We start from the raw sequence: 26,374 nt of genomic DNA, 5'->3' as shown, positions 1-26,374 counted from the left end.
TTTATAACAATCTTTGATACTCTCGCATATCCTATCGTCCTTCATTACTTCTGCTTCGTCTCATTTGAATGACTAAGTAAGTAATTGAAACAATCGATAGCAACGCACCAAGAATGACTCCTTTTTGTCTAAAGACGAATTCGACCTTATGATTTCCTTTTGAGATCGGGAACGCTAAGAAAGCATTCCAAGCTTTTGACGTTTGAACAAATTTCCCATCCACTTTCACTTTCCATCCATCACTGTATGGAATTGAAGTCATCATATATTTACTATTATCTGTAATGGATACATTACCTACAATATGAGTATTTGAGAACTTCGTAACTTTTAATCCTTGTTTCTTCCGGTTCTCCAATACTTGTTCAATTTGATCAACATCTGCACGATAAACAGCTGCGTTACTCATATCAATTTGATCTGTTCTAAATCTAAATTCAATAACAGTTTCCTTATTTTCTGTTTGATCTGTTAACTGCCAAATTTGTCTTTGCGTAAATGATTTATTATTTTTTAACCATTTACCATTGAGCAAGACAGAATAGTCTTGTTTATGTGTTAAAGACACAGGAGTGAAAAAGTAATAGGTATAATTTGTACGAGGAGTGATTCTATAGCGAATAATAGCATCCTTTGAAGAATCTGCTCTCTTATAGATAGCTTCCCCAGTTTTCTTATTGACCTTTTCTTCAATAACATTTTCTGTTTCAATTGCGTTAAATGCCAAAGGTTTAAAGTACTCAATCGTATCGTTTTTAGCTTTTTGATGCCCCTCCATTGAATTCAGAATAATATTTTGGTTGGCAAAAGCATTATTGACACCAAATTTAATATTTCTCACAAGAACATTTGTACCATATGCAAGCGGGAAAGATTTAGGATTTTTATAGACAACATAACGTTTATCTTCATAGACTTTTTCCGTGAAATAGCGTTTCAAATCGAATCGGTCCGTATATCGATAAAAGTACATCTTATCTGGATTATCTTCCATCTCTTTTGGATCAAAATCTTTGGCACTCATAAAGTAACGTACACCATATAAGGCATCTGTCAATGGGGTTCCATTTGAATACTGGGTTGACGCATTGACTCCAAGATCTCCCATAAAAGCAAAGTGGTCCATGGTGCTTCGTTCCAAACTCGAACTAAACGTACTCAAGCCTGGATAAGAAATCAACGAAGGTACTGTTCTAGAATAACCGAAATCCGAAGCAATTCGATAGAATTTTTGATCTGAATTTTCTTGAATATTATCTGTCACACGTTTAACTGATACAGTCGCATCTGAAAATTTATTAACATTATCATACCCTAGAGTAACTTGTGACAAGTAGGCATTATAACCAAACTCCAAAATCGATACAAGGGAAACAATCACCACAGCAAAACGGGACAGTTTGAAATTCAAGATGAGCAAGACAACCAAATAGGCGATCACTGTGAGACTGACTTGGGTGAGTAAATAACCTGCTTTCAGTAACAGAAAGGCAATCACTATAAAGACCGAAGTTACACCAATTAGAATCATCTTCTCACGCTGACTCTTCTGAGATTTTGTCCAATAGGTGTAAAAACCGAGGCCTCCTAGAACCACCAAAACCAAGAGAGGAAGAAACACATTTTTTGAGAAATAGTTAGTGATTGCTTCTGGTTGTACCTTGGCGATAAAGGTGTAGCTCTTCGATTGAATATAACATACAGAGAGAGCCAACCCGATTCCAATCACAAGATTCGTCCATTTAGAGACAACTGGTCTTTCCTTCACTGCTTGGTAAGCCAGTAGTAACATGAAGAACGAGAACAACCAAGAAAAACGGAAGAAGAAGCCGGCTGGGTTTTGCCCCATGTGCCAGATCTTACTGACAAACTCATTAACGAATGATGTCAAGAAGACAAGAGTAACAATCCCAGCAGCCCATTTCTTAACTTTGGAAACATTCTTAGAGAGGAAGTAGAAAATGAAGCCCAGAAAACCAAGTGCCCCAATATAGATATTTGGTAAGTTTGGTCCTGCAGACCAACCAGATGTCGTATCAAAACCACCAATGACCATCTTAGCAAGAATATCTAAGGGGTTGATTTGGAAAGCAAAAGAGAAGGTCATTCCTCCACCAATCTGTCCCTTACTTTCCAACAGGTTAAAGAAGACAGGTAGCAAAAGGACTGCTGCTGTTCCAATCCCGATAATCGAATAAATGACAGCTTGTAATAAAGGTGGGATATAATTTTTTAGTTTTGTCTTTAGATCACCTTCGACCATCAATCTAGGAGATACATAGAAACAGGCATACAAGGCAACAAAAATCGAAATCATGTAGCCCATGTAAAATTGGAGTAAGACAGCTAGTCCCAAGACAAAGGAATAGCGATAGGGAGCTTCTCCGTCTAACAATTGTTCCAAGTACACAATGACAATTGGTAGCATGATCATGGCATCATAGAAAATGACATTCATCTGGTAGGAAACCAACATCCCTGACAAGGCATAAGCTGTCGAGAACAGTGGAACCATCCATTTTCTAGACTCCAAACCTTTGTAACGTTTGATCAAGAGGAATGCAAAGGATAGACCGATTGCCCCGTAGCGGAGCCAAATAGTAAGAAAGACTGCTGCTCCGAAATATTTGAGGGGCATTAGGATATAGATGAGGTTAAAGGGGCTCATTAGATAGTATCCAAGCACCCCAATCATATCTCCACCAAGAGACTTAGTGAAAGAATAACTCAAACTAGATAGGTCTCCCGTCAAGATCGCATTTTTTAGCAAGCCAAAGAAACTGATATATTGCTGACCAAAGTCAACAGCCATCAGACTCTTACTTCCAAACGGGTACATCCCCATGAAAGCCCAAACTACTAACATAATAGTCATTGGGGCTAACGCACTCAAGGCATAGAGAATTTTTTTGGGATTTTTCTTCAAAAACTCTTGCCAGCGCATAAACCAGATTAACATATTCTCTCCTTTATCCAATATTATTTTCTTTTGCTTGTTCGATATTGGTATCCTCAATGATAAAGTGAGGACGACGTTTTACCTCATAATAGATTTTTCCAATATATTCTCCAAGAATACCAATGAAAATCAATTGAACGCCACTAAATAGAATGATGGCTGCAATGGTTGTAAAGTAACCACTGACATAGTTACCTGCTGATAGTATGTATTTCATCAATTCAAAAACAAGATACAAAAGAGCAAGTCCTAAACAGATGAAACCAAATTGAATACAAACACGAAGGGGACGATCATTAAATGAAACAATCCCTTGAATAGCATAATTCAATGATTTCTTAAAACCAAACTTACTTTTACCTGCCTTGCGGATTTCGTTTTTATAAGGTATTACCTTCTCCTTGAAGCCAATCCATTCATACAACCCTTTGTTGAAACGATTGTATTCGGGCATCGATACAAAGGCATTGATAGCTTTACGACTTAGCAATCTCAGCTCTGATTTTCCATCTGTCAGCTTAACGTCCATTGAACGGTTTGACAAGAAATAGAAGAGGCGTGCAAAGGTACTTCCAATAAAGGACTCCCCTTCTCGCGTTCGTTGCCCACTGACAATATCATATCCTTCATTATAAGCCTCTAAAAAGAGGGGAATCAGATAAGGTGGATGTTGGAGATCTCCATCCATAACCATGACGGCATCACCGCTCGCGTATTTAAAACCTGCTAATATACCACTTTCACGGCCAAAATTACGACTAAATCGAATATATTTCACACGTGGATTCTCTTTGGCAATGGCTGTAATTAGCCCATAGGTCTGGTCACTACTTCCATCATCGATATACAGAAGTTCATAGTCCGAGAGTTCCTTCCCCAGCATCTGTTCCAATTGTGCTGACATGGCTTCATGTGTTTGAGAAAGAACTAACTCCTCATTAAATAAAGTAATGAGTATCGAAAGTTTCATCTTTTCCTCCATTTCATTCCTTTCCAAAAAAGAGAGAGCTTTCGCTCTCTCCTTTATACGGAAACTCTTTTTTTATTATTTAGAGATTTTACGTTTTAATACTACTGCACCTGACAAGACAAGTACTCCTGAGAATACAAGGCCAGTTGCTACAACTTCACCGGTACTTGGAAGAAGTGATTTGCGACCTCCACCATTTTCTGGTGTGGTTGTTTCTTCACTATTTTCTGGAGTTGTTGTTGTTGATGATTTACGAGGACCAAAACCATTTCCATCGCCTGGGTATGTTGGTGTTTCTGGAGTTGTTGTTGTGGTTGTGTCATCCCCTTGTCCTTCTCCACCTTGATTTCCTGGTGTTTCTGGAGTTGTTGTTGTGGTTGTATCTTCTGGAGTTGGTACTTCTGGAGTTGTTGTTGTGGTTGTATCTTCTGGAGTTGGTACTTCTGGAGTTGTTGTTGTGGTTGAAGTAGTCGTTGGCTCTTCTGTTGTTGTAGTTGTGGTTGTTGTTGGTTCTTCTGTTGTTGTAGTTGTTGTTGAAGTAGTCGTTGGCTCTTCTGTTGTTGTAGTTGTGGTTGTTGAAGTAGTCGTTGGCTCTTCTGTTGTTGTAGTTGTGGTTGTTGTTGGTTCTTCTGTTGTTGTAGTTGTAGTTGTTGTTGGTTCTTCTGTTGTTGTAGTTGTAGTTGTTGTTGGTTCTTCTGTTGTTGTTGTAGTTGTAGTTGTTGTTGGTTCTTCTGTTGTTGTTGTAGTTGTGGTTGTTGTTGGTTCTTCTGTTGTTGTAGTTGTAGTTGTTGTTGGTTCTTCTGTTGTTGTTGTAGTTGTAGTTGTTGTTGGTTCTTCTGTTGTTGTTGTAGTTGTGGTTGTTGTAGTTGTAGTTGTAGTTGTTGTAGTTGTTGTAGTTGTTTTTTGGTCTGTAATAGTTTTAGCAACTGGAGTTTTTGGTGTTGTGAAATCACCAGCTTCAACTACAGTATCAGCTGCCAAGTCATAACCTTCTGGAGCTTGAATTTCTTTGATGATGTATTGGTCACGCAAGATGTTCTTAACAGTGAACTCACCATTAGCATCTGACTCAAACTCACCAATGATATCTTGGTTAGTTGCACGGATAACTTGGAATTTCGCACCTTTAAGTGGAGCACCGTTTTCGTCTACTTTTTTCACTTTAATGCTAAATTCGTAACCGATACCAGCACCACCAGCGATTTGGATGTTGACACCATTTTGTGATGTATTACGTTTATCCGCGGGATTTAAACCATCACCTGTGATAGTTGCAGTGTTTTTAATTCTTTCCCCGTCAACAGCAGTATAGTTGATATCAGCTTCGTATTGTAATTCAAAGCCGTCGTTCTTGCCAATGTTACCAAAGTTGATAGAGAATGAAGTATCAGTTGCATTTACAGTATAGCTAGACGTAACATCTTGTTTGTTTTTAAGATTCCATTTACCGCCAGCGTATTCCCAAGTACCTTTGTAGATTCTGAAGCTACCTTTACGGTAAGTAACTCCTTTTGAATTGAGCGTATCAGAAATCACTGCATTGTTGATTACTTGATTTGTTCTGTTGATAGAGATTCTGTATCCAAGTTCTTTGTTGTTGTTACCAGTCCACCCAGATTTTATGATTGGGTAACCTTTACCAACGTCACCAGTTTTACTTGTTACCGTACCAGTGAATTTCACTTTATCGTTAACATGAACCTTAACTGGTGCCTCACCATCGTTAGGGAATTTGTCTTTGTTAACTGCTGCGTAGAAGAAGAATGAACCTGAAACGTCATTTTTCGTTTCAACGAATTTTGTGAATGTCAAGACAATCTTACCAGTTTTTGCGTCAACTACTGCATCGGCAATCTTTTTACCAGTGATTATGTCGTTGATTTCAAAATTCTGAGACTTGATGTCGATAGGTGCATCGATCTTAAGTTCTGTCGTATCACCTGCTTTGACACCTTTTCCTTCTAACTCAAATTTTGCGTTAAGACGGAAAGTATCATAGGTGTCAAGTGAACCTGTCAATTCTCCACCTTTGTCATTTTGGATCTTGATCTCCGTGATGACATCGACATTTTTGGACGTGGCTGCACTTACGTTGGTCGTAAACACGCCGAATGAAATTATCAATAATGAGAAAATCATTGATAAACTAGCCGCTAACTTTTTCATATTTCCTTTACCTCCTCGGTTTTTCTAATTAGCTTCTCTAAATATAGCACAACATAGTAGAAATAGCAATAGTTCTATTCAATATTTTTTACATTTTTGTGTTAATTTTTTAAAGCGGGCCATTTTCTTGAGAAATACCATCTTCTTCACCTATTTTTCCTTACTTTTATTTTTTGAACAACTGCAATTAATTCAGATTCTCTTGTAACTGTTATGCATCATTCGGATCAACTTTCTTCTATTATAATAGTCATGCTTATTTTAATCATTCATGCTTGAACCAGGCGTGCGGATACCTTCCAGAGATTTAAGCATCCTTTTATGCTACCAGCAATGAGCACCTTCCTAACCCTAACAGGTCTGCTCTATTCTTCTGATCAAAAAAGGCGCACACATCATAAATGTGTGCGCCTTTATAATAGAAGACTTTTTGTCTCAATCGATGAATGACTTCTCGTTTCTCTTAGAAATTCAACCCTAGCAGAACGGTTTTTAAAGCCTTACTTTACTTCTTTTTCTAACACCAGGACATCCTTGCTAGATAGAGAACTTTCCTGATAGCCAGCCTCTTTGTAAAGTTTAAGAGTTGCTGTTTCAGAGTAGCCATGTTTTTCATCTTGCATTTCTCTAGGTACAACGACATAGTCAATTTTTGGATCAAGTGCTTTGTTGTTGTGATAGAAGATATCGTACAATTCTTGGTGTTTTCGTAGGCCTGGAGTATATCCTCCTGCTGCTAACACAGAAGCATCTGCTGGTATTGAATCCAAAGTGGACTGAAGGCCATCAAAAAACTCTTTCCGATCATGATAATACTTCATCTCAAAGTTCCAGTTTCGAGTGAAACTATAGAGGATTGTCCCTGAGAAAACTAGGGAAGCAGCAACAAGAGCAAGCAAGACCTTCTCTCCAACCACTCGATGTCTGCTCAATTGATCTACCGCCAGGATAGCCATGATAAATAGGAGGGTAACCGATCCATAGCTATATTGGAAACCGATGTCAAACTGATATGGCCAGTCCATCAGTAGATTGACTGCCAATAAAGGAATCAGGAGGAAGTAGGTAGAGAAGCGTCTTTGAACGAGGGGTAGGAAACCTAAAGGGAATAAGATTAAAAAGATATATCCCATTTTCTTGCCCGTGAAAAGACTTCCGATAATATAGAGTGGATTTAGGAAGATGTTTTTCAACACCATCGGCAAGCCGTGCTCCCCTTCCAATAATAAGTGTCCGTAACGCGAAACCATGGCTCCTTCACCATATTTAGCTAGAAGGAACAAAGCAAGGCTAAAGTAGAGGACTGGCAAAGCAAGAGTTCCTGCATAGAGCCATTTTTTGAAGGTGGCCGACAAGGTGAAACGTTTTTGGAAAGCAAAATAAAGTCCTAATGCCAGGACGTAGAGTGCCGCGTCCTCTTTGACAAATAGAATCAACAAGACAAATAGAATGGATCTCCAACGCCACTCAGAGATAAGGGCATAGAATAGCCATAAAATCAACGGTGGCAAGAAACAGTTCTCATGCAGGTGGTAAGCACCACTCGTGGTCATTACCGGAGTAAGGAAGAAGAGAGCGATAATGAAAGGATTAAGAAGTTTTGGTAGCTGTAATTTCTTCAAAATGAGGCATAGAGGGATAACAGCTGAGAAGACAATGAGGACTTGCATCACTTCCAAAGTTTCTACATAAGGGAATAACATGTAGAAGGGAAGAATGAGATAATAAATTGGAGAAATGTGGACTGCCATATGTGATAAGGCCTTATCTCTCTCAAGTGTCGTAATCTGAGTAAAGTCCGTTTTCATTCTTTCAAACATCTGGGAAAATATTCCGATGTCGAATGTCGATACTGAATTTGCCTTTACTTTGTAGTACATCACAGCAGACAAGTAGAGGACGTAACAGAGCCCACCAATCAAGGCGACAAGGGTGAGACGTTTCACCCACACCGCATTGATCTTTTCCACTGCCAATCTATTAATCAACAAACCGATGAGAATGGCAATAAAAACAGAAACTAAGACCGGCCAAATCAACATTGAGAATTTTGATTCAGCAATGTTAAATGAGTGAATTCCTAGGGCATCGTTTTTAAAATTGCTACTCGCTTGGATCAGCAACTTAGGAAATGACAACAAAAGCACCAAGGGGTAGATCATCGCAAGCCTTACTTTTTCCAAATGGAAGAGTAAGAACAAGGCCACTGATATCATTACCAAGCCCAAAGATAGGAAAAAGGTTGGACTTTTTAGAATGGCCATAAACAAGATTAAAGCTGACAGGATGATATTAGCCTGCCGGATATTTAAAAACTTTTTATATTCAAGAAGGAACCATAGAATTAGGTAACTAACCACCAATCCAATCACTGTAGTAGTGACTCCTACTGCTCCTAATTTGAGAAATAATACTTCAGTCGAAAATCGAAGTAGATTGACTAAAACAACGACTAAATAAGATCCTAATAGTAACCATAGATAATTTATGTTTACGAAATTTTTTATTTTTTTCATTTAAACCTCCCGTAATTACAAAATATTTTACCACAAATTAGTGAGTTTGCCTACCTGAATATAATTGGAGGAGATAAAATTTCCGAGTAGATTATTTTCTTTTAAAATTATTAATCAACTTATTTTTTACGAAATACGTTCCTATAATCAAATAAAATTGCGTCTTTCACCTCTGTGATGAATCCTGTATCAACATCATAAACCACTCCTGAGGTAATAGCATCGTAGCAATGAGCGAGGGAACTTTCAATCATTACGACATACTTATGGCCACTCGCGTTGATATTGTGAAAAGGGAGGAACTCTCAATCTCCAACGTCAACTCTCAGTTCCTTCTTCAGATACTGACGAAATCCTTTGTTTTCAAAGATTTGATCTCTATTACCTGTGTGGTGCAAAACCACGATTTCTCAAGTTTCATCTGTTGCCGAGAGATGACCATGGATCCAATCATTCCCTTTGTTACGCGCCAGCCGCATAAACTCTACCGTTTTGAAAGCAATTCCTGAATGGGATAGATTGATACACGTTCGAATCTACGAATTTCAGTCATCTTCATTTCTTTTTTCATTACGAGTGATAAACATACAAAAAGCTCCTGGAACAAGGAGCCTTTTACTGAAAAATATATGAAAAATAGTAAACTATAGCAACTAAAGGTAGGAGATCTTTGTTGATGAGCGTAGTTTGCGTATTTCTCCTAAAAAAACCTAAAGATCTTACAATTCTTGCAAGAGATAGCGAAACAGTTCTAAATTCCCTTTTTCTTCATTGACCAAATATTCTGGATGCCATTGCAAGCCCATAATCCGATGGCCATCTACTGCTTCAATGGCTTCGATGGTGTGATCACGCGGATCAAAGGCGGTCGCACGGAAATTTGGTGCAAGATCCTTGATACTTTGACGATGCACGGAATTGATTCGACTAGCCTGACCAAAGAGTTGCTCCACCACGCTGCCTTTTTTAGTCTGGATAGAATGGGAAGTCCCAAATGGAAGACCTTGCCAATGACCTTCGATTTCTTGGTTGAGTGTTCCTCCAAAAGCCACATTGATCAACTGGACCCCACGACAGATTCCTAAAACCGGTTTGTTTTGGCGTACTGCTTCCTTCAGTAGGGCTAGCTCAAATTGATCGCGTTCGATATTGTAATCATCGCTCTCGATGGTTTTTTCTTCGCCATAGAGACTAGGATCGACATTTTGGCCACCACTTAAGATCAATTTGTCAATCGTTTCAACATAGTCCTTAACCAAGGAAGGATCTCCCATCGGGATGACCATTGGAAGCCCACCTGCTTGACGGATCCCTTCCGCAAATTGACTAGACACGGAGGAATGAAGGTTTTTCCCTTCCGGGTCCACCGGACAGAGATTAGCAGATACTCCAACAATTGTTCTACACATATTCATTCCTCCTTCATTTTAATTACTACTTATCTTACCACCCATTAGTGATCATGTCTAATATGTATTTTTTAAAACCGTGATAGATTTTATTTATCACCCTCACCTTCCTCACAAAACAATTGATGATCATACAAGTTTTTTTACCTATATTATGTTAAAATAGAGAGGAAAATAGAATCGTCCTTCAAGGCACACATTAGGCCGTTTCGAAGGTGCAAGCGCTAGATTCCTAGCCTTGTTGAAAAAATAGACATAGAAATGGAAGATACAATGGAAAAACAAACCGTTGCGGTATTGGGTCCTGGTTCATGGGGAACAGCCCTTTCACAAGTCCTCAATGATAACGGCCATGAAGTCCGCCTCTGGGGAAATATCCAAGAACAAATCGATGAAATCAATACCGCTCATACCAATCAACGCTACTTCAAAGACATCGTTATTAGCGAAGAGATTACTGCTACGACCGATCTGAAAGCAGCTTTGGACGGTGTGGATGCTATCCTTTTTGTCGTTCCTACCAAGGTGACCCGCTTGGTCGCAAAACAAGTCGCTGAAACACTGGATCACCCTGTCACAGTCATGCACGCTTCTAAAGGGCTCGAGCCTGGTACACACGATCGGATTTCTCAAATCCTTGAAGAAGAAATTCCTGCTTCTCTTCGCAGTGAAGTAGTGGTCGTTTCTGGACCGAGTCACGCAGAGGAGACCATCATACGGGACATTACCCTCATTACAGCAGCTTCAAAAGATTTAGAAGCTGCACGCTATGTTCAAGAACTCTTTAGCAATCACTACTTCCGCCTCTATACCAATACAGATGTTATCGGAGTGGAAACTGCTGGGGCCTTGAAGAATATCATCGCAGTCGGTGCTGGAGCCTTGCACGGTCTTGGTTATGGTGACAATGCCAAAGCAGCCATCATCACGCGCGGTCTTGCTGAAATCACGCGCCTTGGCGTTAAGCTCGGAGCTAGCCCATTGACCTATAGCGGTTTGTCTGGGGTCGGTGACTTGATCGTTACCGGAACTTCTGTTCACTCTCGCAACTGGCGAGCCGGGGATGCTCTCGGACGTGGCGAAAAATTGGAAGATATCGAGGCCAACATGGGCATGATCATTGAAGGGATCTCTACGACCAAAGTCGCCCATGAGCTGGCTCAAGAATTGGATGTCTATATGCCGATTACACAGGCCATTTACCAAGTCATCTACGAAGGAAAAGATATCCGCGAAGCTATCCACCACATGATGAGCAACGAATTTAAAGAAGAAAACGAGTGGAAATAAGTCAACCACCCTATCATCAATCCTACCTTTTAGAAAGGAAACTATATGACTAAAGTTAGAAAAGCAGTCATTCCTGCCGCTGGTTTGGGGACACGCTTCCTCCCAGCTACCAAAGCTTTGGCAAAGGAAATGTTGCCAATCGTTGACAAACCTACGATCCAATTCATCGTTGAGGAAGCCCTTAAATCCGGTATTGAAGACATTCTCGTTGTCACTGGTAAATCAAAACGTTCGATCGAAGACCACTTCGACTCAAACTTCGAACTAGAGTATAACCTGAAGGAAAAAGGGAAAGATGATCTTTTAAAACTGGTCGATGAAACTACTGGGATGCGTCTCCACTTCATTCGTCAAAAACATCCTCGTGGACTTGGAGATGCAGTTTTACAAGCTAAAGCTTTTGTTGGAAATGAACCATTCGTCGTGATGCTTGGAGATGACCTCATGGATATCACGGATGATAGAGCCACCACTCTCACCAAGCAATTGATGAATGACTATGACGACACACATGCTTCAACCATTGCAGTCATGAAAGTTCCTCATGAAGATGTTTCTGCTTACGGAGTGATCGCCCCTCAAGGAGAAGGCATCAACGGGCTATACAGTGTTGAAACTTTTGTTGAAAAGCCAGCACCTGAGGAGGCACCGAGCGATCTTGCTATCATCGGGCGTTACCTCTTGACGCCTGAGATCTTTGATATTCTTGAAAATCAAGAACCAGGCGCTGGAAACGAAATTCAATTGACGGATGCGATTGACACCCTCAATAAAACACAACGCGTCTTCGCCCGCGAATTTAAGGGACAGCGCTATGATGTTGGAGACAAGTTTGGCTTTATGAAAACCTCGATCGATTATGCCTTGAAACACCCTCAAGTCAAAAATGATCTTAAACAATATATTATCGAACTCGGAAAAAAATTAGAAGCAGAAAAAACTGTAGACTAATAAAAGGAAGAGAGATTTCATTCTCACTTCCTTTTTTTGTTGCATGTTATAAACTGAATCGTTTAATGGTTTCTACGTTTTTTAATGTTGTATCCAAATCCAAAAAGTGTCAACAGAACTCCGCCTACCATCGTCGCGATTGAAATACTTTGTCCGGTGGATGGCAATTTCTTATCATTTTTCTTTTCTTCAATTTTTGCTGCAGACTTATAAACTACACCATAAGTTGAAAAATGAGAGGTTGTAAATGTTACGGCTGACTTATCTTCATTTAGTTGGAATTGGAAGGATTCTAATTGGCCATTTTCACCGATACCATAAACTGCTTCTACTTCTTTTTGGCTATTTACTGGAATTGTCACAACAGTTGGACTAATTTGATGTATAGGATTGTTTTGGTTCGATAATTGAATATTATATGCCTCGTACTCTTTATCAGCTAGTGCTTTGATATCTTTCAAAACTTCAACAAGGAGACTATAGCCACCTTGAGCAAAATCTGGGTTTTGTAAGACGATACCTGTTGCCTGGTCTACCAAAATATATGAATTTGTTGGTAAAACTGGGCGACCAACGGTACTTACGCTATTACCGTTTGTAGGAACAATAGTAGTTGTATTACTTGGTGTTGTTTCGTCCTTGCTTGACTCGGTACTTGACTCTGTGCTTGCTGTCGTTTCTTCCTTGCTTGACTCAGTACTTGGCTCTGTGCTTGCTGTCGTTTCTTCCTTGCTTGACTCAGTACTTGGCTCTGTGCTTGATGTCGTTTCTTCCTTGCTTGACTCAGTACTTGGCTCTGTGCTTGATGTTGTTTCTTCCTTGCTTGACTCAGTACTTGGCTCTGTGCTTGATGTTGTTTCTTCCTGGCTTGACTCAGTACTTGGCTCTGTGCTTGATGTCGTTTCTTCCTTGCTTGACTCAGTACTTGGCTCTGTGCTTGATGTTGTTTCTTCCTTGCTTGACTCAGTACTTGACTCAGTACTTGACTCAGTTGGATCCTTGTAGTCGTCTGGTAAAGATGCACGATATGGATCATCTGTACGACCTGCTTCTTTAAGAGTTGCAGATAATTCAGACTCATATTGCTTGAATTGTTTGAAGAGACGTTCAGAGCGAGCTAAAGCATCCTCAGTTACCTGATCTTCAGCTGCTTTTGCTGCAGCTTCATCAGCTTTCAAGGCTGCATATTTGCTATCACTAACCTTCTGTTCAATGATCAATTGTTCTTCGAGAGCTTTCCAGTGATTTTGAATCGATTTCCCAAAGAGATCTTGATTATTGATGGCCATTTGGTCAATGTGCCAAACTGTCCAATACCATGAATTCGGATCATAGGTAGCAGTTTGAGGTTTGAAAGCCTTATAGGTATCTTTTACATTTCCATAGAATGGAACATAAGGGGTATTCCGTGAAGGCCCCATACCGAGCCATACAGTTCCACCAAATGTTTTCGGAAGATTTGGATTGATTTGATAGACATGGGCATCGATCACATTTTCGTTTCCTAAAGCATATTTGTATTGATCTTTTCGAACAGTATCGTTGCTACCATCATCCCCTTGTTTCTTGACACCAATTTGATCATCTGGAACAAAACGACCATTCAAATGTTCAAAACGGTTTCGTTGTAAGGCAAAAGCATCTTCTAAGGTATATTTTTTATTTGGATCGGTTGGTGTGCGGAAGAGTTCGTATTCATCATCTTCATAAGTTACTTTTGCATTTGGGTCCAAAAGAGTGATTCCTGCATAAGTACGTGAACGGTCACCTTCGGCATATTTTTCTGGCCCATAAGATTTAGCAATATGAAAGTTCCCATCTTTATCGGTCTTGTAGTTTCCAGATTCTTTGGCTACTTTTTCGACATCTTTCGAAGCGATCACATTTTCCTTGTCATTCAAATCAACATGACCAAGGTAGTAGGTATTTGCGAAGACAGCATATTTGTCTTCTGGGACTTTTACCGCTACATATTGGTGACCGGAAAGAATTTCCATATACCAGGTTTCATTTTGGTCTGCAAAAACGACAACATTTCCTTCTGCTGACCCTTTTTCTTCAATAACTTTAGCTAAAAATTCAACCCCTTCACGAGCAGACTTAACACGTGGTAATACCACGTCCAACATAGCAGCTTCTGGAATCCCATTTTCTGTTAATGGGTCAGTCTTCAAGACTTTTTTGTTTGGAATTGCTGTAACAGTTGAGGTCATAGAGACGCCGGCTTCGTTAAATCCGTGTTCCCCAAAAGCACCATTACTACCATCTCCACGAGCAGAGTCATAAGTTGCTGTATATTTCATTTCACTAGTAGCATGTGGATAGGTAAAACCATTGGATTCGTCTTCCAGTTGGTCCCCTTCCTTATAATTCTTCGCACCAACAACCACATAGTTCTTGTTGTGCTTGCCACCATTTGGATAGTAAGGGTAGTCTTCTGTCCGACCAAAGAGAGTGGTACCATCCTTAGTCAATTGCCGACCAATGATAAAACCACAACAGGCTTGAACAGCTTGAACTGGTAGGAGCAAAAACGTCATTGCTACCAACGAAAGTTTAAACAACCATTTTTTCATGGCAAATCTCCTTTTTGAATACTCCTTTTAGTAAAAAAAGGATAGCATTCCCGATTTTTTATACCTCCAGTTTACATCTTTTTATTCATTTTTGCAAACGCTTACCAGACTTGTTTTTATTCTATTTTTTCCTAAATTATCTTTCTATTCACTTATTTCTATGAAAATTATATATATTTATTGAGATTTCAAGCAATTTTCTGTTAGTTTACGATTGCGCTACATTTTTTAGGAAAAAAGGGAGGCTGTGACAAAAGTCCTAGCCTCTCAATTATTTTTGGATTGTCGAGCAAGACGCAGTGGTTGAGTGGGCTCTACTACGCTGATTTCATCAGCTTTTACAGCCCTACTCAACTGTGCGGAGGTGGGACGACGAAATCGAATTCTAACGAATTACCGATTTCTGTCCCACTCTCTCTTAAAATAGATTTAAGATTTTACCTAAGAAATAAAGCAAAAGTAAGAGATAAGATAGGGCTGCACTCATCTGATAGGTTCGGTTCATAAAGCGAGCTTCCCCTCTTACTGGAAAGACATAAGCCAACATCACCCCAGCTACTAAGCCACCGATGTGCCCCGCCATACTGATTCTTGGCATGAAGCTAAAGATCAAATTGACCAGGATCAAGCTGGTATAGGACTGACTTAAGTGGCGAATATAGGGACTTTGGACAATAAAGCGCAAAGCACCAATGGTCCCAAACAGTCCAAAGAGGGCTGTAGAAGCTCCTGCTGCAATCACATCTGGCGTAAAAATAGCGACAAAGACATTGCCCATCATGCCTGATAAGAGATAAAGAGCTAAGAAAGCTTTCGATCCAAAGAGATCTTCTGCCAAACGTCCCAAGTAATAGAGGGTGATCATATTGAGCACAAAATGTTCTAGGCCGATATGAACAAATGTAGCTGTCACTATTCGCCATAACTGGCTAGGATCGGATTTCACAACCTCTCCAATAATCCCACCGCTATAGTAAATAGCAGCACCCGTTTGGTAGTCCCCTCCAAATCGGATAAACATGGAAAGAAAGACTGCCGTTGTGACGAGCAATAAGAGGCTGGTCACAGGATAACGACGATCAAAGAGTAACTTCATAGACTAACACCTCCTGAACTGCCTGATCAAAAGCATCTGGTTGGAACTCCTTCTGCTGGATGGAATAAATCGTACTAACCGTTTTTCCAGTAAAATCTTCTAAATAACGATCATAATAGCCACCACCATAGCCAATTCGGTAGCCTTTTGACTGGAAGACCACGCCTGGTACATGGATCAGATCAATCTCTGACTGATCCACAAACCTTCCTTTTTCATTGGGCTCCAGCAAACCAAAGCGTGTCTTTTCCAAAATATTAGGATCGTATTCCACAAATTCCATCCGTCCGTGTGGATAGGTACGGGGAACACAGATGCGTTTTCCAAGTTGAAGAGCGGCTTGAATCAAGCTAGCTGTGGAAACTTCATGCTCAAAGGACAGATAGGTCGCAAGGGTCTTTGCCTCCTGAAAAGCTGGTAGCTCCAAGAGGCGCTGAGTCAGCTCTTCATCTGCTTGAGTTTTCACGGATTCTGGCAACTGTTTCATGGCTGCTATGGTTTCTTTTCGTAGTGTTTTCTTCATGCCTACTCCTTTTTCCTAGTTTTTATTGTATCATTTTTTAGCAAAGATCCGAACAGTTTTTACGCGACAAATAAAAAATCCAACTCCAGACGGAGTTGAATCAATCACTTATTGGTTGGCTTTCATTTTCAAAAATTTACCTATGTTTTCCACAGCAAAGGGAAGAGCTGCTTCATTTGGGCTCATCTTTGGATGGTGCAGGGCATAAGGGGTATCAATCCCCAGCCAGAACATGACACCCGGGACCTTGCTCAAGAGAAAGCCGAAGTCTTCTCCTGTCATCGCAGGCAGGATATCAATCAGGTTCACGTCTTCCTCAGCTGTGAAAAAGTCCATGAGTTCTTTGGCCAATTCTGGTTGGTTTTCCACAGGCAGGTAGCCCCCTTGCTTGAGTTCCAGGTCCAATTTCACATCAAACGCTGCTGCAATTCCTTCTGCAATGGCTTTGACCCGTTTTTGAGTCAAAAGATTCATCTCCATGGTCAAGGTCCGAATGGTCCCATGAAGGAAGGCTGTCTCAGCAATCACATTATTGGTTGTTCCTGCATGCATGGAACCAAAGGTCACCACAGCACCTTCAATCGGATCGACATTTCGACTCACGACTGATTGGACTTGGGTAATGAAGTAAGAGGCTGCTACAAGAGCGTCATTGGCCTCATGTGGAAAGGCAGCATGCCCTCCCTTACCTGTAAAGGTAATCTTGACTTCACAGGTCCCCGCAAAAAGGGTACCCGTATTGGTCGCAATGTCCCCCACCTTCAAATCAGGGCGTACATGCAGACCATAAAATTCATCAGGGATCCAGTCGCCAAAAGCATTGTCCTTATACATGAGCATCCCACCAGCTTCGTTTTCTTCAGCTGGTTGGAAGAGAAAGAGCAGGTTATTTTTGGGTTGCACTTGAACCAGTTGGTCCAAAAGCCCAAGGGCTGTCGTCATGTGCATATCATGACCACAAGCATGCATCCGTCCTTCGTGCTTGGAGGCAAAATCAAGGCCCGTTTGTTCCACAATCGGTAAGCCATCGATATCCGTCCGCCAGCCGATCGTTTTTTCAGGTGCAGACCCATGGAGATAAACCAGGATCCCGGTCCGCCAAGTCCGTTGCTCAACAAAGTCCTTGCCCGCTGTGATCTCTGCGATTCGCTCTAAGAGGTAGGCTTGGGTTTCAAATTCTTCCAAACCAATTTCAGGGATTTGGTGCAAATCCCGTCTGATTTTGATTAAATCCAATGTCATAGTCGTCTTCTTTCTATTAGAATAGAGGCCTTACAGCCTCTATATTTCATATCTTATAAATTACGCAAGGCGTCTTCCAACGCTGTTTTTTGTTGTGTTTTTTCATCGATTTCCTTGATGATGCGAGCTGGGACACCCGCTACGACCACATTTTCAGGAACATCTTGAGTAACGATAGCTCCAGCGGCAACGACGGATCCGTTTCCTACTTGAACCCCTTCAATCACAACTGCATTGGCACCGACCAAGACATTGTCACCGATCCGAACAGGCTCAGCAGAAGCTGGCTCAATGACACCCGCAAGAACGGCACCTGCACCGATGTGGCTGTTTTTACCAACAGTAGCACGACCACCAAGGATAGCCCCCATATCAATCATAGTTCCTGCACCGATTTCAGCACCGATGTTGATGACAGCACCCATCATAACAACCGCATTGTCTTCGATAGTCACTTGGTCACGGATAATAGCACCTGGTTCGATACGCGCATTTAGATAGCGCTTATCCAGCAAGGGAACAGCTGAATTCCGGCCATCTTGTTCCACCACATAATCCTTGTTCTCTGTCAAGTTGGCAAGAAGGGGCTCGATATCTTTCCAGTCACCGAACAAAACATTGCCAAGCTTGGTAACAGAAGCAGGAACAACTGTTGCCAATTCCCCTTCAAAGGTTACTTTCACATTTGTTTTCTTTTCTGCATTTCCAATAAAAGCGATAATTTCTTGAGCAGACATTTTTTGTGCTGTCATAAGATTCTCCATTCATTTCAATTAAAGGTATCCATATTATATCACAAACCCAAAGAGATGAACACCTAAGGCGACGTGCTTGTAGCCGAATCCTCCAGGCCTGTCATTTCACTAATGGTGCGATGACTTTCAAAGTGAATCGTAACTAAATGCGCTTCAGACAGTTTGTAGTAAAAGATTAAGAAGGGCTCTGAACTCATCATACTCGACCAAGAAACACGGCTAGGAATTCCTACGGTATTCACAAGATCTGAATAGCTGGTTCCTATTTTAATATTGGCAAAATCCTCTCTGTTCAAACTGCCATTTTTATTGGCTAATCGCTCACTGTTTAAGTTCTCAACATCAAGAGAAGATAAACGGTCAATGCCAATATTTGAAAGTAAAACTGTTACGGAAGAAGGACAGGTTTTCATCCTATCAGACAGGGAGTCCTATACATTTTTTCTCGGACCTGGAACTCTTGTTCCTCTCAATGAAACTAGACCAGCTTCTGAAATCAAGTAGGTTCGACCCTGGTGGGCCGAAGCTACCTTGATATTCATCACTTGACCTGCCAATGATTTCTCCCTTCTTATATCAACACCAATTTCTTACCTTTTTTCTTCAATTCCATCACTACTTCTGCCTGGCCTGGTATTTGGTAAGTGGCTAGAAAACCTTCTTCTCCATCCAGCAATTCCCCCCAGACTAAGCGTTGTGGAGTTCCCAACTTATTGATTAGACGGGCTAATTCTGTACCTTTATTTTCTTTTTCAGTAGTGATTTCTTTCTCACTACTTGCCTTCTCGTTTGCATCCAACAAATTCGTCGCATCTACCATCGTCAAGCGATACCCCTGATCTTTCTCTTGTTCAAACCACAAGGTCACACTTTTCTTCCCATGAACTGTTTGCTTAGCTGCATAAGTCAAGACAAGAACAGTTTTATCCCCTTTAGCTGTCTTTGTATAGCGAACTTTTTGAGCTTTTCCCCATTCCGTCACAACAGTTTCCAAGCGTGTTCCTAGTTGCTGACTCTGCTTAAGACGGACTTTCAAATTCGCCACAGCTTCGATGGTCCATTTAAACTGCTTGATTTCTTGTTCCTTGCTGACCAAATTCTTGTAATCCTTTGGCTGGAAATGAGTAAGCGTTTGATCCTCCTTGGTATCGGTTCCCTGCTCTTGCACCTGGATCCTTGCAATCGCAAGTAACAGTCCTAAAACAAAACACAAAAACGGTAGCAAGAGTTCTTTTCGATTCTTTTTCATCCACTCGATCATTTGCTTCACCCCTTCTTCGTCAAACGATACTGACCACTCTGGTCACGTTCAAAGGTCAAAGAGACCAGTCCATCTGTCACCTGATAAGACAAGGCTAAGACTTGCTCGTCCTTTGTAGAGGTCAAACTAAGAGAATTGGGAAGGCCTGATTTGTTCAAGACTTCTTCTACAGACGTTCCCTTTTCCTTTTTTCCATCCAAAGGCTTATAGCCTGCAAAATCTGCCAATTTTAAATTCTTTTTGCTCTGATAGTGAGCCGACTTGGGCGCAAATCCTTGAATCGAGCTCACATAAAAGGCATCACCCTGCTTTTGAAATTCTATGGTATAAGGATAGAGCCCCTTTACAGGACTCCCATAACCTAGCTGGACTTGCGCTCCAAAACTCGTATCTTCTTGTGTAAAACTCGCTGCTTTTCCAAATTTTTTGACGAATGCAGACAAAGTCACCCAATTTTTTTGTGTCTTTCCTTCTCCTCTTGCAAGCTCCAATAACAGCAAGTCTTCTAAAGTCGGCGCTTTGGAAGAAGAAGCAACAAATTGCTGGCTGTCTTCATGCATTTGAGACAGGCTCAACAAGCGATCTTTGGGTAAGGTTTTAACCGGATGAATCATAAATACCAGGCAAGCACCAACGACAAAAGCTAACAAAGCACTTGCAGCTTCTTTGAGGATTTTCTTATGATCTCTGACCCACTCTTTCATTTCTTCCATCCTTTATGCTCTTTCTATTCAAACTCCTTCTATTGTATAGAAAATTAGCGTATTTGTCTCGTCTTATCCGAATTATCCGAAAGAAAGAGGCGCTTGCCTCTTTCTTTTCTTCATTAATTTAGTAGCTGTCTTTACTGCTCAAAAGGAAATCTCCATTTGATTGGCGAATGAAGGTTAAGTCCACATAGTCCCCATTTTTCTTTTGGAAATCCATGACCATTTCCACCTTGTCTGAATCATCAGATGTACGGATGCTCAGGCTGACCCCATCACTGTATTTTTTTAAAATCTCTTTGTATGAGGTTCCTCCTGCACCGGTCTCACTGTTTCCAATTTTGAATCCATCTGCGAAGTTATCCTCGACGCTAAGATTTTTCCCAAATTGATTAAATTCAAACTTGACAAGCTGGAATTCTTTTCCTTTCTTAGAGTAGGTTGCTTTGACATCTTTATTATACGAGCTGTCATCCCAGCTTAAGGTTAATTCGCCATTATCAAATTGAACAGAACTAGCTTTACCATAAGCATCGACTGTTTCTTCAGGAGTCTCCCCACCATCTTTTTCAGTCAAAAACTGAAGCTGCTCGATATCAGATTGCTTCCAGCTGAAATCGGCTTCCGCATCTTCAGAAGTCAATTGCTCCAAATCGATATTGGAAGAAGAACCAGAATGGTAGCCTGACCAAGGAGCCTGCTTTCTTGATGACGAGGTGCTAGGTCTGGCATGACCAATCAAATAGCCACTGACTCCACCGATGAGAAGACCTACTAAGATCCCAAGGGCAAAACGAATAGCCTTCTTGTCTGCAGTATCCATCGGTTTTCTAACAGGAGGGAGAGGAGCTTGTGGAATAGGTGTCTCAGGAACAGGCACTGTTTGCGGACCAACTGGTTCAGCTGCCATATTTTGAGGAGCTTGAGGCGCAGGCTGGAATGGAGGAGTCGGTTGGGGAGCAGCAACTACATCTGGATTTTCTCCAACAGTTGCTTCATCCACCTTTGGAGGCTCCACTGTTTCTGAAACAGCTGGCTCGTCTGCTTCTTCTTTCATTGCTTCCGTCTCCGTCACTGAAAGGCCACTAACTTCTGGAACGACCAAGTCTTCGGCTTCTTCTTTTGGGACAAAGGCTGGCGCAGCCACATCAAATTGAGGCGCACCCTCTAAGGGCGTCTGTTTCATAAATTGTTCTTGATCTTTCTCGGACATTTCGAATTCTCCTTTTTATTCTTCTCTTCTACTATAACATAAAACCAAGCAAGGACCAACTCCTGTCTGTTAAGACTGAAAAAGATCGGAGATAGATCGGACCTTTTAGAAATTTCTATTAAAATTTCTTGCGAAGGGGGACAATAGCAATCAGTTAACCATATGATTGAGAAACATAACTAGATCGTGTTTTTATAATTGATTCCAGGGGACAAAAATATGAGTTTGTTTAGCAAGTAAAAAAACGACCTCTTACGAGATCGTTTTGTCTATTGATTAAAGACGAGCGTTGAGTTCTGCTCCAAGTTCTTCAAATCCTGGTTTACCAAGAAGGGCAAACATATTTTTCTTGTAAGCTTCAACACCTGGTTGGTCAAATGGGTTGATCGCATTCAAGTAACCTGAAAGGGCGATTGCCAATTCGAAGAAGTAGATGGCATAACCAAGAGTGAAGGCATCTTGCTCAGGAAGAGTTACGTACATGTTTGGCACGTCACCGTCAGTGTGGGCAAGAAGAACACCGTCAGTTGCTTTTTTGTTTACGAAGTCAACGTCTTTTCCTTGGAGGTAACCAAGTCCATCAAGGTCTTCTTCCAATGTAGGGATGATCACGTTCTTACGTGGTTTGTCCACGCGGACAACTGTTTCAAACATGATACGAGTTCCTTCTTGGATAAATTGACCTAATGAGTGCAAGTCTGTTGAGAAGTTAGCTGAAGTTGGGTAGATTCCTTTTTGGTCTTTCCCTTCTGACTCACCAGCCAATTGTTTCCACCATTCTGAGAAGTATTGAAGGGATGGCTCGTAGTTTACCAAGATTTCGGTTGCATAACCTTTACGGTAAAGGATGTTACGAACTGCTGCGTATTGGTAAGCTTCGTTTTCAGAAAGTTTATCTGAAGTATAGTCTTTACGAGCTGCGTTAGCACCTTCCATAAGGGCTTTGATATCTGCACCTGATGCAGCGATTGGAAGCAATCCAACTGCTGTCAATACTGAGAAGCGTCCACCGATATCATCTGGAACTACAAATGTTTCCCAACCGTTCGCATCTGCTTCAACCTTAACAGCACCTTTTTGGCGGTCAGTAGTTGCGTAGATCCGTTTGTTAGCTTCTTCTTGACCGTATTTCTTCACCAAGAGTTCTTTGAAGACACGGAAAGCGATAGCTGGTTCAGTAGTTGTACCTGATTTAGAAATCACGTTTACTGAGAAGTCTTTGTCTGCAACATACTCTACCAAGTCAGCAAGGTAAGTAGATGAGATTGAGTTTCCAGCATAAAGGATTTGTGGAGCTTTGCGTTCTTCTTTTGTTTGCAAGTTTGCAAAGTGGTGGTTCAAGAAGTCAATAGCTGCTTTGGCTCCAAGGTATGACCCACCGATACCGATCACGACCAAAACATCGCTGTCTGATTTGATTTGTTCAGCAGCTTTCAAGATGTGGTCAAATTCTTCGCGGTCGTAATTTTCAGGAAGGTCCAACCAACCCAAGAAGTCGCTACCAGCACCTGTTCCTTTACGGATCAATTCATCAGCTGCAGTCACTTGTGGTTGCATGTATTCCACTTCATGTGGGGCAACAAATTTACCCAAAACTTTTGAGTAGTCAAATTTAATATGAGACATGTTATTCCTCCAAATTTTGTTCTCCTCTATGATATCGCTTTACACGGATTTAATCAAGGGAAACCAATCTATAAAACGTTTTCATTTGCTAATTTTTTTATTTTCACAAATCAAGCAACGACGCAATAGCAATCGTTTGCATATTTGCACTATTTTTGGCTAGAAAATAAAAAAAGAAGCTTCTCACGAAACTCTATTTTTTCTCTTTTATTCTTTGGATATCAAAGTCATTTCTACATGACTCTGGTGAGCAATAGCCCTCACGTCGCTTCGATCCTCAGGGTCAATATCTCTAAACTCATCTGCGACTTTCTGGCTAATTTCATTTACGCTATAGCCCTCACGTTGCTTCGCTCCTCAGGGTCAATATCTCTAAACTCGGTTGCGCCTTACAGGCTAATTTCATGTTACGCTATAGCCCTCACGTCGCTTCGCTCCTCAGGATCAATATCTCTAAGCTCGGTTGCGCCTTATAGGCTAATTTCATGTTACGCTATAGCCCTCACGTCGCTTCGCTCCTCAGGATCAATATCTCTAAGTTCGGTTGCGCCTTACAGGCTTACCTCACTAAGAGCTATAGAAAAAAGAGCACACAGTTCACTTCGCTTAGGGCTGCTGGATTCCTCCCCTGACCCGCTTCACGCAGAACTGTTGCTCCGATAGGTATTATATCATAATTTGTTCGATTTGCAAAGGTCCGGTTTTTATTCTTGTGTTTCGGCCTTGGCTGCGAGTTTGGCTTGTTTTTTTCGTTCTCGACCTTGGCGGAAGAAGGTCTGCATGATGGCTGCACATTCTGCTTCCAAGATTCCTGTTTCTACTTCGACTCGGTGATTGAGGCGTTCATCTGCCAAAATGTCGTAGAGACTACCTGCTCCACCGAACTTCTGATTGGTCGCCCCGTAAATCACCTGGGGAATCCGAGCTAGACCAATGGCACCACTACACATGACACAGGGCTCAATCGTGACAAAAAGCGTCGTATCCAGCAGGCGCCAGCTATTTTCACGCTGATTGGCCTCCTCGATCGCCATGATTTCCGCATGCATGACCGCCCGCTGCAGCTCCTCACGCGCATTATGTCCACGCCCGATAATCTGACCATCCTTGACCAAGACACAGCCAATCGGTATTTCATCATTGGCGAGGGCAATCTCCGCCTCCTTCAGGGCTTCCCTCATAAACATCGCTTTTTCCTCTATCGTGTAGTCCATCTCTTCCTTCTTCCTTTTAGTTTCTTTGTTCATTATACCATAGGCAGCTTACGACTCACAAAAAAAGCCGCCGATTGGGCGACTCTTATGGGAGATTATTATGAAAAAGTTTAGGAGGTTTAAACAAAGTTAGGAGGTCTTTGTTTATGCTTCTAGTATAGCTGGCCTATCTTAAATAAAGCTTAAGTTCTCTGAGTATTGATGATTTTGGAAATATCACCACTTAGAATCTCAAAAATATCTGACAAATTGCTGGCTTACTACTATCCGCTTTGTCGCAGAACCAACTATTGTGGCATCGCTCATCCTTTACGTAACTCAAGGATTTGGTCATAGCGCTCTTCTTCATCAATATGATGGGCTATTTCTAGTACCGTGATCGGCAAAGAAAAGATTAGGTCTCTAACCAGACGACTATTTTTTTCGTCCAAAGCTGATGTCACTTCGTCCGCTAATAAAATATCCTTCTCGCGTAAGAGAAAACGAGCCAACTCTAATCTGACACGCTGACCTCCTGAAATGTTTTCACCATTATTATGAATTTCTACATTCAAAATATCCTGAAATTCATCTATTAAGCCAACTCGGTCCAATACCTCCATAATTCATGGTCCTGAAAAGGCTGACCAAAAGTTAGATTATAGCGGATAGTATCGTTAAACAGGAAGGGATGCTGGCTAATTAAACCGATATTCCCTTGGAAATGACTCGTTATTTGATTTCCATCATACTGAACGAAAATGTCACCCTCATCACATACTTCTTCTCCTAAAATCAAGCGAAAAAGAGTCGTCTTTCCAGACCCGCTCGGTCCTTTGATTAAGACCTTCTGACCTACTGAAATCGTCGCCGTCAAATCAGAAAAAAGCTGACGTTCAGCAAAACTTTTTGAAATATGATTTAAGCGCAACGATTCGAGATTTTCAACAAATTGATCCTTTGTCTCTTCGAAATCAGGTTCTTCCTCGATAATCTTAAACAGGCGGTTCGCAGTCGGCAAGGCACCTTGGAGATTGGCTGCACTGTACATCAGAGTTTGGATCGGTTCTACCAGCATCCCCGCAGCAACATACATAGAGATGAGGCTTGTAATAGAAATAGAATTTCCCTGTAAACTCAAATAAAAGCCTAAAGCAAGAGGAACAACCTGACTAAAAAAGACCATAAATCCATTAAAGAAAAAAATAATATTATGTGTGAAACAAAATCTTTGGATGGCTTTTTGATATTCTCCGTTTAAATCATTCACGCGCTCTTCATTCAGCCTCATGGCCTGATTAATCCGTAAGGTTTGGCTGCCTTGCATACTATCCGAGACAAGCCCATGTAATTTCGTTCTAAGCTTGGACCAGCTGTCTCCCGAATCTTGTAAACGACGATTCATGATGAACTGAGGAATAGGTCTCATAATCGTAAAAATGACAAAAATAAGTCCTAAGAGAAAATTTTGTGAAACAATATAAATGGCTGTAACAAGGGCGACAAATCCCCAACTCACCATAACATTTATATTTTCCAAATAATTATCGCCCACATATTCCATATCTTGAGTTAGCAGACTAACTTTTTCATCATTGGAAAATTTAGGATTCAATATGACTTTCTTAAATAAAAGGGCACGGACACTTTTGTTGATTTCTCTTCGGAATATATTGTGCGAATGGTTTGAAAACAGCATCAGACTATAAATAACAAGATAGACAGACAAACCAAATAAAACAAAATTGAGAATTTTTCCATAAGAAAGGCCGTCTTGATCTAACTTCAAGGCCTTCGTTAAAATCAGAGGTTGCGCCAACACCAAACCACTATTCACAATACGCCCTAAAAAATAGGAAAAAGATACTTCTTATCAATGTACTTATAAATATTTCTCATAATTATCATCCATCAAAATAGA

18 protein-coding genes, 1 other RNA gene and 1 pseudogene are annotated in these 26,374 nt (G+C 41.0%); 2 read left to right on the top strand and 18 right to left on the bottom strand.

Annotated features, from left to right (window positions below; translation table 11 throughout):
- Window positions 1–31 precede the first annotated feature (31 nt).
- From pgfM1 to SM121_RS02960, 5 genes are all read right to left on the bottom strand, one after another.
- Complete coding sequence (gene pgfM1 / locus SM121_RS02980) at window positions 32–2,959, bottom strand: glycosyltransferase PgfM1 (RefSeq protein WP_320911121.1); 2,928 nt, start codon at window positions 2,957–2,959, stop codon at window positions 32–34.
- 10 nt (window positions 2,960–2,969) lie between these two features.
- Window positions 2,970–3,929, bottom strand: a complete 960-nt coding sequence (gene pgfS, locus SM121_RS02975) for a glycosyltransferase PgfS (RefSeq protein ID WP_320911120.1) — start codon at window positions 3,927–3,929, stop codon at window positions 2,970–2,972.
- 75 nt (window positions 3,930–4,004) lie between these two features.
- Window positions 4,005–6,095 carry an Ig-like domain-containing protein gene (locus SM121_RS02970; RefSeq protein ID WP_320911119.1) on the bottom strand — a complete coding sequence of 697 codons (2,091 nt, stop codon included), beginning with the start codon at window positions 6,093–6,095 and terminating at the stop codon, window positions 4,005–4,007.
- Window positions 6,096–6,595: 500 nt separating this feature from the next.
- Window positions 6,596–8,611, bottom strand: a complete 2,016-nt coding sequence (locus tag SM121_RS02965; protein ID WP_320911118.1) for a DUF2079 domain-containing protein — start codon at window positions 8,609–8,611, stop codon at window positions 6,596–6,598.
- A 719-nt stretch (window positions 8,612–9,330) separates the two neighbouring features.
- Window positions 9,331–10,020 (bottom strand): gamma-glutamyl-gamma-aminobutyrate hydrolase family protein, encoded by a 690-nt coding sequence (locus tag SM121_RS02960; RefSeq protein WP_003012927.1) that lies wholly within the window; start codon window positions 10,018–10,020, stop codon window positions 9,331–9,333.
- A gap of 273 nt (window positions 10,021–10,293) precedes the next feature.
- Here SM121_RS02960 and SM121_RS02955 point away from each other — a divergent pair, with 273 nt between their 5' ends.
- Both SM121_RS02955 and galU read left to right on the top strand, forming a co-directional pair.
- A complete protein-coding gene (locus tag SM121_RS02955) occupies window positions 10,294–11,310 on the top strand; it encodes an NAD(P)H-dependent glycerol-3-phosphate dehydrogenase (protein WP_151379461.1) in 1,017 nt (338 codons plus the stop codon).
- 45 nt (window positions 11,311–11,355) lie between these two features.
- On the top strand, window positions 11,356–12,261 hold the full coding sequence (gene galU, locus SM121_RS02950; RefSeq protein WP_003012906.1) for a UTP--glucose-1-phosphate uridylyltransferase GalU: 906 nt from the start codon (window positions 11,356–11,358) through the stop codon (window positions 12,259–12,261).
- 62 nt (window positions 12,262–12,323) lie between these two features.
- Here the strand turns inward: galU and SM121_RS02945 are convergent, their stop codons facing one another.
- The 13 genes and pseudogenes from SM121_RS02945 to SM121_RS02885 all read right to left on the bottom strand — a co-directional run bounded on the left by SM121_RS02945 (window position 12,324) and on the right by SM121_RS02885 (window position 26,352).
- Complete coding sequence (locus SM121_RS02945) at window positions 12,324–14,837, bottom strand: C69 family dipeptidase (protein WP_320911117.1); 2,514 nt, start codon at window positions 14,835–14,837, stop codon at window positions 12,324–12,326.
- A gap of 418 nt (window positions 14,838–15,255) precedes the next feature.
- Entirely contained in the window at window positions 15,256–15,933 is a 678-nt protein-coding gene (locus tag SM121_RS02940) for a rhomboid family intramembrane serine protease (protein ID WP_320911116.1), read from the bottom strand.
- A complete protein-coding gene (locus SM121_RS02935) occupies window positions 15,917–16,456 on the bottom strand; it encodes a 5-formyltetrahydrofolate cyclo-ligase (protein WP_003012768.1) in 540 nt (179 codons plus the stop codon). Before SM121_RS02935 ends, SM121_RS02940 begins: the two co-directional genes overlap by 17 nt.
- Window positions 16,457–16,564: 108 nt before the next feature.
- Window positions 16,565–17,698, bottom strand: coding sequence for an N-acetyldiaminopimelate deacetylase (locus SM121_RS02930; protein WP_003012853.1), 1,134 nt, complete (start codon window positions 17,696–17,698; stop codon window positions 16,565–16,567).
- A 53-nt stretch (window positions 17,699–17,751) separates the two neighbouring features.
- Window positions 17,752–18,450, bottom strand: coding sequence for a 2,3,4,5-tetrahydropyridine-2,6-dicarboxylate N-acetyltransferase (dapD, locus tag SM121_RS02925; RefSeq protein WP_003002028.1), 699 nt, complete (start codon window positions 18,448–18,450; stop codon window positions 17,752–17,754).
- A 65-nt stretch (window positions 18,451–18,515) separates the two neighbouring features.
- On the bottom strand, window positions 18,516–18,866 hold the full coding sequence (locus tag SM121_RS02920; protein ID WP_320911115.1) for a hypothetical protein: 351 nt from the start codon (window positions 18,864–18,866) through the stop codon (window positions 18,516–18,518).
- Window positions 18,867–19,024: 158 nt separating this feature from the next.
- Window positions 19,025–19,714, bottom strand: a complete 690-nt coding sequence (locus tag SM121_RS02915) for a hypothetical protein (RefSeq protein WP_320911114.1) — start codon at window positions 19,712–19,714, stop codon at window positions 19,025–19,027.
- Between the two features lie 5 nt (window positions 19,715–19,719).
- On the bottom strand, window positions 19,720–20,427 hold the full coding sequence (locus tag SM121_RS02910) for a hypothetical protein (RefSeq protein WP_320911113.1): 708 nt from the start codon (window positions 20,425–20,427) through the stop codon (window positions 19,720–19,722).
- A 118-nt stretch (window positions 20,428–20,545) separates the two neighbouring features.
- Complete coding sequence (locus tag SM121_RS02905; RefSeq protein ID WP_320911112.1) at window positions 20,546–21,634, bottom strand: hypothetical protein; 1,089 nt, start codon at window positions 21,632–21,634, stop codon at window positions 20,546–20,548.
- 276 nt (window positions 21,635–21,910) lie between these two features.
- Window positions 21,911–23,260: a glucose-6-phosphate isomerase gene (locus tag SM121_RS02900; protein WP_320911111.1), complete on the bottom strand. Its 1,350-nt coding sequence runs from the start codon at window positions 23,258–23,260 to the stop codon at window positions 21,911–21,913.
- 580 nt (window positions 23,261–23,840) lie between these two features.
- An RNA gene (gene ffs / locus SM121_RS02895) (signal recognition particle sRNA small type) lies at window positions 23,841–23,921 on the bottom strand.
- A gap of 43 nt (window positions 23,922–23,964) precedes the next feature.
- The gene (gene tadA / locus SM121_RS02890; RefSeq protein ID WP_003016809.1) at window positions 23,965–24,474 is read right to left on the bottom strand and encodes a tRNA adenosine(34) deaminase TadA; all 510 of its coding nucleotides are present in this window, start codon (window positions 24,472–24,474) and stop codon (window positions 23,965–23,967) included.
- Window positions 24,475–24,776: 302 nt separating this feature from the next.
- A pseudogene (locus SM121_RS02885) lies at window positions 24,777–26,352 on the bottom strand (ATP-binding cassette domain-containing protein).
- Window positions 26,353–26,374 lie beyond the last annotated feature (22 nt).

It is taken from the genome of Streptococcus sp. S1 (genome assembly GCF_034137685.1).
Taxonomy (GTDB): domain Bacteria; phylum Bacillota; class Bacilli; order Lactobacillales; family Streptococcaceae; genus Streptococcus; species Streptococcus dentalis.
This window is presented reverse-complemented; position numbering and strand designations above follow the sequence as displayed.